This window comes from Paenibacillus sp. FSL H3-0469, assembly GCF_038051945.1.
Taxonomy (GTDB): Bacteria; Bacillota; Bacilli; order Paenibacillales; family Paenibacillaceae; genus Paenibacillus_AQ.
In genome coordinates this window covers 2602838-2614755 of the sequence record NZ_CP150302.1, presented here as the reverse complement: position 1 = coordinate 2614755, position 11918 = coordinate 2602838, and the positions used below count along the sequence as shown (strand labels likewise).

Annotated in this window: 7 protein-coding genes; 6 read left to right on the top strand and 1 reads right to left on the bottom strand. The window is 50.4% G+C overall.

All coding sequences use genetic code 11. The features are described 5' to 3' along the window. Positions 1-5 precede the first annotated feature (5 nt). From hemW to dnaJ, 6 genes are all read left to right on the top strand, one after another. Positions 6-1190, top strand: a complete 1185-nt coding sequence (gene hemW / locus NSS83_RS11360) for a radical SAM family heme chaperone HemW (RefSeq protein WP_341184399.1) — start codon at positions 6-8, stop codon at positions 1188-1190. Between the two features lie 128 nt (positions 1191-1318). After that, positions 1319-1774, top strand: coding sequence for an N-acetyltransferase (locus NSS83_RS11355; protein ID WP_341348270.1), 456 nt, complete (start codon positions 1319-1321; stop codon positions 1772-1774). A gap of 289 nt (positions 1775-2063) precedes the next feature. Then, the gene (gene hrcA, locus NSS83_RS11350) at positions 2064-3095 is read left to right on the top strand and encodes a heat-inducible transcriptional repressor HrcA (RefSeq protein WP_340994015.1); all 1032 of its coding nucleotides are present in this window, start codon (positions 2064-2066) and stop codon (positions 3093-3095) included. Positions 3096-3168: 73 nt separating this feature from the next. Then, positions 3169-3741, top strand: coding sequence for a nucleotide exchange factor GrpE (grpE, locus tag NSS83_RS11345; RefSeq protein WP_341185227.1), 573 nt, complete (start codon positions 3169-3171; stop codon positions 3739-3741). A gap of 73 nt (positions 3742-3814) precedes the next feature. Continuing rightward, positions 3815-5662, top strand: coding sequence for a molecular chaperone DnaK (gene dnaK / locus NSS83_RS11340; protein WP_036732232.1), 1848 nt, complete (start codon positions 3815-3817; stop codon positions 5660-5662). 118 nt (positions 5663-5780) lie between these two features. Next, complete coding sequence (dnaJ, locus tag NSS83_RS11335; RefSeq protein ID WP_341150572.1) at positions 5781-6908, top strand: molecular chaperone DnaJ; 1128 nt, start codon at positions 5781-5783, stop codon at positions 6906-6908. A gap of 410 nt (positions 6909-7318) precedes the next feature. On the opposite strand, the gene NSS83_RS11330 is transcribed toward dnaJ, so the two are convergent. Then, positions 7319-11389, bottom strand: a complete 4071-nt coding sequence (locus NSS83_RS11330) for a S8 family serine peptidase (protein WP_341184403.1) — start codon at positions 11387-11389, stop codon at positions 7319-7321. Positions 11390-11918 lie beyond the last annotated feature (529 nt).

The window sequence follows — 11918 nt, the reverse complement described above, 5'->3', positions numbered from 1 at the left end:
AGCTAATGAATACAGCTACGAGCACTGCACACCATGGCCGTCCCCCTGAGGCCGTATATATTCACATCCCGTTCTGCACCAATAAATGCTTCTATTGTGATTTCAATTCTTACGTGCTGAAGGACCAGCCGGTGATGGACTATCTCCATGCGCTTGACCGCGAAATGGAGCTGACGGTGCAGCACACGCCTCCGGGTGTGATCAAGACGATTTTTGTCGGCGGGGGTACGCCTACAGTACTCAAGCCTGATGAGATGGCTTATTTCCTCGAATCCGTCCGCAGGCATTTCCCGCAGTGGGATGAGCACATTGAATTCTCAATGGAGGCTAACCCTGGCACCACCGATATCGACAAGCTCAGAGTCATGAAGGATGGCGGGGTCAACCGGGTCAGCTTCGGGGTGCAGGCATTCCAGAATGAGCTGCTGAGCGGAATCGGCCGGATTCATGATGTGAATGATGTATACCGCAGTCTGGAGAATGCCCGTGCGGTCGGCCTTAATAACCTGTCGCTGGATCTGATGTTCGGACTGCCGAACCAGACGGTGGATATGCTCAGAGAGAGCATCGATAAGGCGCTGGCGCTGGATCTTCCGCACTATTCCATCTACAGCCTGAAGGTGGAGGAGAACACGCTGTTCCACACGCTGTTCAACAAGAACAAGCTTCCGCTGCCGGATGAAGAGGATGAGCTGGCAATGTATCTGCTGCTGATGTCTACTATGGAGGCCGCAGGGTATACGCAGTATGAGATCAGTAATTTTGCCAAGCCAGGAATGGAGAGCCGCCACAATATAACGTACTGGCGCAACGAGGATTATTACGGTCTGGGCGCAGGAGCGCACGGATATGTGGGCCGGCAGCGGCACATGAATATCAAGGGCGTGAACCCGTATAACGAGGCTTCGCTCAGCGGGCTGCCGCGTCTGGACGCCTACCAGATCTCCGAGCAGGAGGCGATGGAGGATTTCATGATGGTCGGCCTGCGGATGCGCGAAGGGATATCGGATCAGGCGTTCCGCTCGCAATTCGGAAAACCGCTGGAGGCTGTTTTTGCAACGCCGCTGCATAAAATGCTGAAGGCCGGGCTGCTGGAGCAGGCTGGGGACACCTATCGCCTGAGCAAGCAGGGAATCCTGTTTGGCAACGATGTTTTCGGGGAATTTGTCGGTGCTTTGACAGAGGTTTAATTTTGAAATACCCCTTGAATTGTAATTCACCGTGTTGTATATTTATTCATATTAACAACAAGGGGTGAGTCAAGGTGCTTGTCAAAACGGATCATTTCCAAAAGGCTTCTCCAGCGGGAGAGCAGCAAGTGATATGCAGAAATGCTACGGTGGAGGATGTAGAGCCGCTGTGTCTGATGATAGAGGAGTATGCCAGGCAGGGGATTATGCTGCCCCGTTCAAGGCAAGCACTGACCCGCCAGATCGACCAGTTCGTGATCGCTGAGATTGGAGGCGAATTTGTCGGTTGCGGTTCCTTATTCCGGCTCGGAAACGACCTTGTTGAGGTCCGGTCGATTGGCCTGAATGACGCAGGCAAGGGAAAAGGCGTAGGCACAATGATCCTGGAGAAGCTGGTGGAAGAAGCCAGACGCCAGCGAATCCCGAAGATTATGGCCCTGACCTATGCTGTGGACTTCTTCCTTAAGAACGGCTTCGATGTGGTGCAGAAGGAGATTTTCCCTGAGAAGGTCTGGACCGATTGCGTGAACTGCAAGAAGCAGCATGCCTGCGATGAGATCGCCGTGCTGAAGAGACTGGACTAATCCGGCGGGACAATAGCCCCGGTAAACTATATAATAAGAAACCACTGTTCCCCCTGGAAGCTGGGCTTTCTGGGTAACAGTGGTTTTTTGCAGATACAAGCACAACGTACAACAATGATGCCTGATGGATGTATGGATGTTATATTGCTTTAACTAAAATAGGCGCAATCAAGTTGCTGAACTCACTTGACAATGCCGAGGTCAGTTTGGTATTTTTGTATTAGTGGTTAGCACTCATCTCACTAGAGTGCTAACGAATCGGAGCCACAGCCGGATAGGAGGGAATGACATGTTAACTGAACGCCAGAGAATGATACTGAATGCTATTGTCGATGACTATATTTCTTCCGCTGAGCCGGTGGGCTCGCGCAGTATCTCGAAACGCGGGGACGTGGGCTACAGTCCAGCCACGATCCGCAACGAAATGGCCGATCTGGAGGATCTGGGTTATCTGGAGCAACCTCATACGTCGGCAGGGAGAATCCCGTCCCATAAGGGCTACCGCTACTATGTGGATCATCTGGTACCGTGGAATTCCGCCGAAACGGCCGAACTGGGCACGATCCGCGCTTTTTTCGCTGAGAAGCTGAATGCTACAGAGCAGGTAATCCAACATGCGGCAATGATCCTGTCTAATATGACGAATTATACTTCCATCCTGCTGGGACCGGAGGTTTTTCATACTTCATTGCGCCATTTCCAGCTGCTCCCGCTCGATGACAAGACCGCTGTAGCGATTATTGTTACCAGCACCGGGCAGGTAGAGAACCGAACCGTGAGTCTTCCTCCGGAGATATCTGTGTCCGAGATGGAGAAGGTCGTGAATCTGCTGAACAGCAAGCTGGTCAATGTACCGCTCTACAAGCTGAAGAGTCAGCTCTATTCCGAGCTGGGCGAAGAAATGCAGCGCCACATCTCCCATTATGAAGAATTAATGCAGGTGCTGGATAAGGCGCTTGAGAGCGACCAGGATCAGCGGATTTACTTAAGCGGAGCTACGAATATGCTGACCCAGCCGGAGTTCAAGGACGTCGACAAGGTCAAGACGATTCTCGATCTGCTGGAGGAGACGCCTACGCTGCTCAAGATGCTCACCCCGGCCAGCAGCGAAGCAGGAATGCAGGTGCGCATCGGTACAGAGAATAAGCATGAGGCTTTTGCCAACTGCAGTCTGATTACCGCCACCTATTCGCTGGACGGCAAGCCGCTGGGGAGCATTGGTATCCTGGGTCCGACCCGTATGGAGTACGCACGTGTAATGGGTATTCTGGGGATTTTGTCCCGGGATTTGACAGCGATGCTGGCACACTGGTATAAGTGAACAGAGTATACTAGTCCATCGTGAATGATATTAAGGAGGTGAAGACAACTTGAAAGAGGAAGAGGTTCAGGAAATGAATGAAATGAATGAAAAGAATGATCCCTCGATGAATGAGAATCACGCGGCTGAAGAGGCTGATACCACAGCAGATAGCGGCTCATTCACGGCTGAAGAGGCCGGCGAGGCGGCTTCAGGCAATGAGGAATACAGAAAGCTGCAGGAGCTGGCAGATGAGCATCAGGCGCGCACCTTGCGTGTGCAGGCTGATTTCGATAACTTCCGCCGCCGGACCCAGAAAGAAAAGGAAGAGCTGGCGCAGTACGCAACGTCTAAGCTTGTAACCGAGCTGCTTCCGGTAATGGATAACTTTGAACGCGCACTGGCGACTCCTGCAGCAGGTGCAGACGCTGAAGCTTTCATCAAAGGCGTGAATATGATTTTCCGTCAGCTGGAGGGAGTCCTTAAGACTGAAGGACTTACAGCTATGGAAGTGGTAGGACAGCCTTTTAACCCTGAATATCATCAGGCGATCATGCAGGTGGAGAGCGAGGAGTACGGGGAAGGCATCGTGACGGAGGAGGTCCAGAAGGGCTATCTCCTGAAGGATAAGGTTCTTCGTCCGGCCATGGTCAAAGTCAGCATGTAGTTCTGTTCTATATAAGATAATAAAAATGGATGAAGCCCCGGGCTTCACATTATTTCTGAGGAGGCACATTACAGTGAGTAAAGTTATCGGTATTGACTTAGGAACCACGAACTCTTGCGTTGCCGTTATGGAAGGCGGCGAAGCCGTCGTTATCCCGAATCCGGAAGGCGCGCGTACAACCCCATCGGTTGTAGGCTTCAAGAAAGACGGCGAGCGCATCGTCGGTGAAACGGCGAAACGCCAGGCTATTACGAACCCGGACCGTACGATCGCTTCGATCAAGCGCCACATGGGTACAGGCCACAAAGAAAGCATTGACGGCAAAGACTATTCTGCTCAAGAAATCTCGGCTATGATCCTTCAGAAGCTGAAATCCGATGCTGAAGCTTATCTGGGCCAGCCTGTAACTCAGGCGGTTATTACAGTTCCTGCTTATTTCAATGACAGCCAGCGTCAGGCTACCAAGGATGCAGGTAAAATCGCCGGCCTTGAAGTACTGCGTATCGTCAACGAGCCAACAGCAGCTGCTCTTGCTTACGGTCTGGAGAAATCCGAAGATCACACCATCCTGGTCTATGACCTTGGCGGCGGTACCTTCGACGTATCCATCCTTGAGCTGGGCGACGGCTTCTTTGAAGTAAAGGCTACCAGCGGTGACAACCGTCTGGGCGGAGATGATTTTGACCAACTCGTTATGGATTATCTCGTAGCAGAATTCAAGAAAGAGCAAGGCATTGACCTGAGCAAGGACAAGGCGGCTGTTCAACGTCTGAAGGATGCTGCGGAAAAAGCCAAGAAAGAGCTGTCCGGCGTACTTACAACTACAGTATCGCTTCCGTTCATCACAGTGGTTGACGGAGTGCCTCAGCACCTTGAGATCAACCTGACCCGTGCCAAGTTCGACGAGCTGACTGCAAGTCTGGTTGAGCGTACACTGGGCCCTACACGTCAAGCGCTGAAGGATGCTGGTATGACGCCTGCGGACCTGAACAGAATCGTACTGGTCGGCGGCTCTACCCGTATTCCTGCAGTACAGGATGCGATCAAGAAACTTACCGGCAAAGAGCCTCACAAGGGCGTTAACCCGGATGAAGTAGTAGCCCTGGGTGCTGCTGTTCAAGCGGGCGTACTGACTGGTGATGTAAAAGACGTAGTTCTGCTCGACGTAACTCCGCTGTCCCTTGGTATTGAAACTGCAGGCGGCGTGTTCACGAAGATGATTGAGCGCAACACTACGATCCCTACAAGTAAATCGCAGGTCTTCTCGACTTTCGCAGACAGCCAGCCTAGCGTGGAAATCCACGTATTGCAGGGTGAACGCGAGATGGCGAACGGCAACAAGACGCTGGGACGCTTCATGCTGAACGAGATTCCACCGGCACCGCGCGGCGTACCGCAGATCGAAGTTACCTTCGACATCGATGCCAACGGTATCGTTAATGTCTCTGCAACAGATAAAGGCACCAACAAGAGCCAGAAGATCACCATCACTTCTTCCAGCGGTCTGAGCGACGCAGAAGTGGAACAGATGATGAAGGATGCCGAGCTGCACGCTGAGGAAGACCGCAAGCGTAAAGAACTGGTTGAAGCCAAGAACGGTGCTGACCAGCTCGTATACTCCACAGATAAAGTAATCAAGGATCTGGGCGACAAGGTCGATGCTTCCGAGATCGACAAAGCTAATGAAGCCAAGGACAAGGTTAAGGCTGCACTTGAAACCGACAACCTGGAAGAAATTACTGCCGCTACAGAGGCGCTGAATGAGATTGTACAGCAGTTGTCCGTGAAGCTGTATGAGCAGGCTGCACAGGAACAGCAGGGCGCTGAAGCGGGTCAGGATGCTTCTGAAGGCAATGCCAAGAAAGATAATGTGGTAGATGCAGATTACGAAGTGGTTGACGATGAGAAGAATCAAGGGTAACCTTAGACGATAAATTCTAATGTGGTGAGAGGGAAGGTCAATACCGGGGCATCCCGTGTTTTGGCTTTCCTTTTACCATGTATACAGGGGAAATTGACGATGTACGGAGGTGAAAGCAGTGGCAGATAAACGTGATTATTATGAGGTTCTGGGCCTCGGGAGAGATGCTTCAGAAGACGAAGTGAAGAAGGCCTACCGCAAGCTGGCGCGCCAGTACCATCCCGATGTGAATAAGGCCAGTGATGCTGAGGCCAAGTTCAAAGAGGTTAAGGAAGCCTATGACGTTCTGAGCGACGGGCAACAGCGTGCGCGGTATGACCAATACGGGCATATTGACCCTAATCAGGGAATGGGCGGCGGCTTTGGCGGCGGTGGCGGAGATTTCGGCGGTCTTGGTGATATCTTCGATATGTTCTTCGGCGGCGGCGGTGGACGGCGTGATCCGAATGCACCACAGCGCGGCGGCGACTTGCAGTATACAATGACCATTGAGTTCAAGGAAGCGGTGTTCGGCAAAGAGACCGATATTACCATTCCGCGCACGGAGACCTGCGATACCTGCTTTGGCTCCGGAGCCAAGCCGGGTACGAAGCCGGAGACCTGTTCCGTCTGCCATGGCAGCGGGCAGCAGGAATTCGTACAGAATACACCGCTTGGACAGATGCGTAACCGCCGTCCCTGCTCCCATTGCAGCGGCACAGGCAAGATCATCAAAGAGAAATGCACCACCTGTGCAGGTCAAGGCAAAGTGAAGAGACAGCGCAAGATCCATGTGCGTATCCCTGCCGGTGTCGATGACGGCGCGCAGCTGCGCATGACTGGTGAAGGCGAAGGCGGCACACGCGGCGGCCCGGCCGGAGACCTGTACATTGTGATTCGCGTGAAGAATCATGATTTCTTCGAGCGCGAGAACAACGATATTATGTGCGAGGTTCCCTTGACGTTCGCTCAGGCGGCTCTGGGTGATGAGATTGAGATCCCAACGCTGACCGAGAAGGTGAAGCTCAAGATCCCGGCAGGCACCCAGACTGGTACCTTCTTCCGCCTCAAAGGCAAAGGAGTTCCGCATCTTCGCGGCAATGGCGTCGGTGACCAGCATGTCCGTGTTATCGTAGTCACACCTAGCAAGCTCAGCGAAGAGCAGAAGGACCTGCTTCGCCAGTTCGCCTCCCATAACGGAGAGAACACACATGAGCAGGAGCAGTCGTTCTTCGACCGTGTGAAGAAGGCGTTTCGGGGAGACTGAACTTTTAGGTAATATGAAATAATAGTGGGAAAAATTGCGAAACAGCGCCCTATCTCCATTCGTGGAGGAGGGGCGCTGTTTTTTGCATTGCATATGTGGGTCTGTTGTATTTGCTACAACAGAATGCTTATAAAATTCACCAAAAAGAGATTCTGTTGCACATCGTACAGTAGAAATTCTCTAAATGGGTATTTTCAAGCAAAAATCTAAGATTCAAATGTATGAAATACAACAGAACATCTTTTAGGGCGAATTAAATGGGAATCTAATGTAGTAAATGCAATTAGAGGAGGAAGTACATTCTGGCAGTAGCTTCTGTTGAAATGCTCAGACAGCTCTTGCCTAATAAAAAGGGCTGACCCGAGTAGTCATGTAAATGACTACTGGGACAGCTTCTTAAGCTAATTCTACTACTGAATCAATCCGCTCTTGCTCAGCAATTCATAGAGTGCAGTGGCTGCTGTCTCACGGGTGGCCGGAGCGGTTGGATTAAAGGCAATTCCCGACTCGCTGGCGAAGATGCCGGCTTTGGTCAGGGCTTGCAGACTGTCCTTGGCGTAAGGGGCTACCTTAGCGCTGTCGGAGTAGGTTGTGAACGAAGGATTAGCAACAGCCTTTAGTTCAGTGCCTGTCAGTTTCACTGCTCTGTCCAGAATGACGGCCAGCTCCTGACGGGTTACCTTCTGGGTTGGAGCAAACTTGCCATTGCCGATACCTAGAATCAGGCCGGCCTTGGAAGCTGCAGCTACATCCTTGGCATACCAGTCGGTTGCTTTCACATCCGAGAAGGCACCAGAAGCATCCGTACGCAGACCCAGTGCTCGGGTCAACAATGCGGTGAACTCAGCGCGGGTCAGATTGCTCTGCGGCGCGAAGGTTGTTGCTGAGGTTCCCTGGATAATCAGCTTGTCGGCCAAGGTCTGGATGGCAACAGCTGATTTAGAATTAGCGATGTCTGTGAAGGCTGCTGCCGGTTTGCTGACTGCTGCATACACGGAGAAGCCTGGACGGCTTACGGTCACAAGGGTTGTATCATCTGCCTGTGGTGTGAAGACAGAAGCAACCGGGGTCACCAGTCCATCTTTTTCAAACAGTACACCAGCAGTCTTCGATTCAATCTTCCCAGGTACAGTAAAGGTGCGCTTGATGAAAACGTTGGTTGGAACGTTCAAGTAAGTGCTGCCTGTAGCTGTAGTCCATGAAGCTTCATAGGATACCGGAGTTCCGATGACCTTGGCACCCGGAGTACCTGCAATCAGCTTGCTGGCTGCATCCTGCTCTTGCTTGATCACAAGCTTGAAGCTCTGGTCCGCAGGGGAAGCTGCAAGCAAGGATACCGGTAAGGCTACAGCAGATCCGCCAACATTCACGATAATGGTGCTGCCTGCTTGAATGGCGGCCAGCGACTTCACCTGATCAGCAGTCAGGCTCAGTTCAGCAGACTTATCTGAGATGCTGATAAGAGAGATAACAACGGCTGTCTTGACAGTAGAAGCTTTAGCAAGAGCGGCTTTTAGATCGCTGTCACTGACGGTAACTGTTGTTACACCATCTTTCGATGCAGTTAGAGGTGTTACCGTTACCTGTTGAACGCCTTCTTCAACAAGGGACTTTACAGGAGCTGGAACCACTACAGGAGTCGGCGTTACTACTGTACCTCCACCGCCACCGCCACCGCCACCGCCACTGTTTCCACTGTCGGAGACAGTGATAAAGCGGAATGAGGTGTAGGTGCTGTAGTATTCATCATTGTTGTAGTCAATCTTGATCGGTGTCTTTGTATTGTCCTCAGCAGTGATTCCAAGAATTTCAAGCTTGTACACCCCGTCTGTAAGACCTGCCACCGCAGGGTTGCCGTAAGCATCCAAGATTGGATCACCATTGTGGTCATATGGGTGATAGGTGGATGATATCACTGTGCTATAGTTTCCAGGCTCAAAGAATTCATCTGGTGATCCTGTAGTGGATACCTGGAAGGAGCCTTTCTTGATATCATCCAAGCCAATCAGATTCACTTCATAGTAGTTAATATCTTTTGCTTTCAGCTTATAGTTCAGAATAGCACTTGAATTGGTGTAGACAATCGGCTGGCTCAGTGCAGCTTCCTGAATGCCTGTACCCCAGCTAGGCTGTTCGGTAGTCTTATCTACATTGATTGCAAATGGCAAGTGAAGTGTTGGCTGGCCGTCTGCTTTCAATACGATATTACCTTGCAGCATTTGTGGCTCGGTATCAGCAGCAACGGTAACCTTCAGGTTGAACGTGGAGGCACCTTTCGCGGCTGCAGTTACCGATGATTTGTCGAGAGCCGCAGATACTTTAGGATCACCATAATTCCATTCCACGGAAGCTGAATAGGTGAGCGTGCTATCACTCATATTCTTCAACTGCAGGACTTTCGTATCTTCAGAACCTGGCAGCAATGTGCCAAAGCTTGTGGACGGATTGTAGTTGATCACATTCTGAGGGACAAAGTTCTTGTCCAGAATGGAGATGGGCTCAATCGCCTGCAGCAGTGCCGGTGTGTTGATGGCATTTTCTACATTAGCGCGTCCAGGACCTTGAAGATAGAAGTCTTCAGGATCACCCTGGTAGAAAACAGGGTCTGCCGTGTTCGCCAGAGCGGCACGAATGTCAAATGGCGTATAGTCCTTATGTTTCTGTTTGATTAGCAGCGCTAAGCCTGCCACATGTGGTGTTGCCATGCTTGTACCACTAATACGATTGTATGCTTTGGAATAATCTGTTTCCGGATGGCCTTTGCCATAAGCTGGCCACGTAGACAGCACTCCGTCACCAGGAGCAACAATGTCCGGCTTGATGCTTAGATTACCGTCAAAGTTTGGTCCTAATGAAGAGAAAGTACTCATTGTATCACCTGTTGTCATTTCATGGTGATATTCTGGCCCAAAAGTGAAGTAGGTTGGATTATCGCCATTTTTCAGAATCGCTCTGGCTAATTGGCGTCCTTTGGAGCCTTCGATGTCAAACGTAGGTATACTTTGGTAACTATTACCTAGGTTCACACCAATGAAGTCACTACGATCTTCGTAGTCTTCGTCTAGAATAGCTTCGCTCTTACCATCCACTTTGTGAGCATTTCCGTTGAAAATTACGATTGCTCTAGCTTTACGCTCTTTAGCATTCGCAATTTTGTCTACAAAGCCCAGTTCACCACGTGATACCAACACGATGGAACCGCTGATATCTTCGGCAGGGTAATCTTCTTTCGCTCCAAGATCAGCATACACAACGCGTACTGGCTTAGTACCAATGATAGTGGCGAAATCATCATTTGCCAGCTCATACGCCATCATATGGAACGGAAAGTAGGTATCATAAGTAACAGAAGTTACTGAGTTTGCAATTTCTGCCTTGAATTCGCCGGAGTACGCATCAATAGGACTGGTTACTGAACCTACTGAAATGGCCAATTGGGAGGCAGCCGGGGAACCCATAGAGAAATAACCTGCTTCTCCGTTATTCCCGTTCGCAATGACAGCAGTCACTCCAGAGAGTACAGCATTATTAATCGCGATGGAATCCGGAGAATTGACATCCTTCTCGGAATCGGAGCCGAGCGACAGGTTGATGACATCCATGCCCTGCTTCACCGCACGTTCAATCCCGTCAATGACTTGAGCGGAAGACCCGGAGGAAGTGTTGGGTTTATCAATATTGCGGCCTAACACTTTGTAGACGTACAGTTCCGCTCCCGGAGCTACGCCTTTTTGCGCAACATCGCCTTTAGCTGCATACTGACCAATGATGGTGCCAGCTACATGCGTACCGTGGTAAGTTCCCGCATAGCCTACACCATATTCGGTATCTTCTTCTGGAGTAAGCGGAACTTCTTCATAGGGATCATTATCCTGGTAAAAGGAGTCATATCCGCCCTTATAAGCCCCAGCAATATCCGGGTGCGTATAGTCAACACCGGTGTCGATTACACCGACCTTCAGTCCGGCTCCGGTGAGGCCTTGGTCAGCCGCCCAGTCCGCATGAATCTGCTTCAGGGGAGCATTGTCGTTTCTGTAAGTTACTTCGGTCACTGTCTGATCAGGGAGAGCATACCAGGTGCTGTTCGGATAGATGGAAGTTACGCCGGGGATTTTGGCCAGATCAGGAATTTTGTCTGCAGGAACCGTGACCTCGAAGCCGTTCAATACGGTGTCGTATTTGTAATTGACGGACAGGTCAATGCCCTTGGTTTCGGCCTGGTCCAGCACATCGGCCTGCTGGCTGTTCACCGCAACTTCGGTCGCTGTTCTGGCGAGCGCGCTGATCCCTTGTTTGGCGGCATACTTGCCGACGGCAGCAGGCTGGCCGCTGAGTTGAACGATAACCCGGACAAGATTTGAGGATTTGGTGTTAATCTGTGGAGAAATATAAGGCTGATTTGCTGGAATCAAGGCTGGAAGATGATTGCCTGATACGGGTGTCTTCAAGCTGCTGGCGGCGAAGGCCGCGCCCGGAATCATACTTGCAGCTACACCTAAGGATAATGTTAGTAATGATAGCTTACGAGGTAATTTTGACCACTCCAAATGTAATCCCCTCCACAATATGATGTTGGTTCTGGCTCACATCTCTCCTGCTTCACGACAGTAGCGGATTCTCCTTTTCTATTAATCCGGTTTATTTCCGTCAAGATTACTAGGAAAAATATTAAGAAGATTTTACCACTGGTTATTTGTAAAATCCACACAAAATTTATAGAGTTTTGAGAATATTTTCGTTTTATGTGGAATGTTAGTTGACACAATTAGGCTTTTTAAACTAGTGGAGATAATTTAATAGACAAAAAAATACAAGAAAACAGATAAAAAAACAAATTTCGTCATAAATACTGACATGGTTTCTGGGCGGAAAACAGGGTTGGAAATTTAGAAGTGTGGCTTCAGAATTATGAAAACTGTAGAAAACAGAGGGTGGAAGTCTGAATTTTCTTTGGAGTCACAGCAAACCCCAATGTATAAATTCCTGTCCGAAAATCCAAAATACCCAAGT

Bases quoted from the DNA above. Each gene is read 5' to 3' on its own strand.
- hemW (WP_341184399.1), top strand. From the start codon at position 6: ATGAATACAGCTACGAGCACTGCACACCATGGCCGTCCCCCTGAGGCC.
- hrcA (WP_340994015.1), top strand. From the start codon at position 2,064: ATGTTAACTGAACGCCAGAGAATGATACTGAATGCTATTGTCGATGAC.
- grpE (WP_341185227.1), top strand. From the start codon at position 3,169: ATGAATGAAATGAATGAAAAGAATGATCCCTCGATGAATGAGAATCAC.
- NSS83_RS11330 (WP_341184403.1), bottom strand. From the start codon at position 11,389: ATGATTCCGGGCGCGGCCTTCGCCGCCAGCAGCTTGAAGACACCCGTA.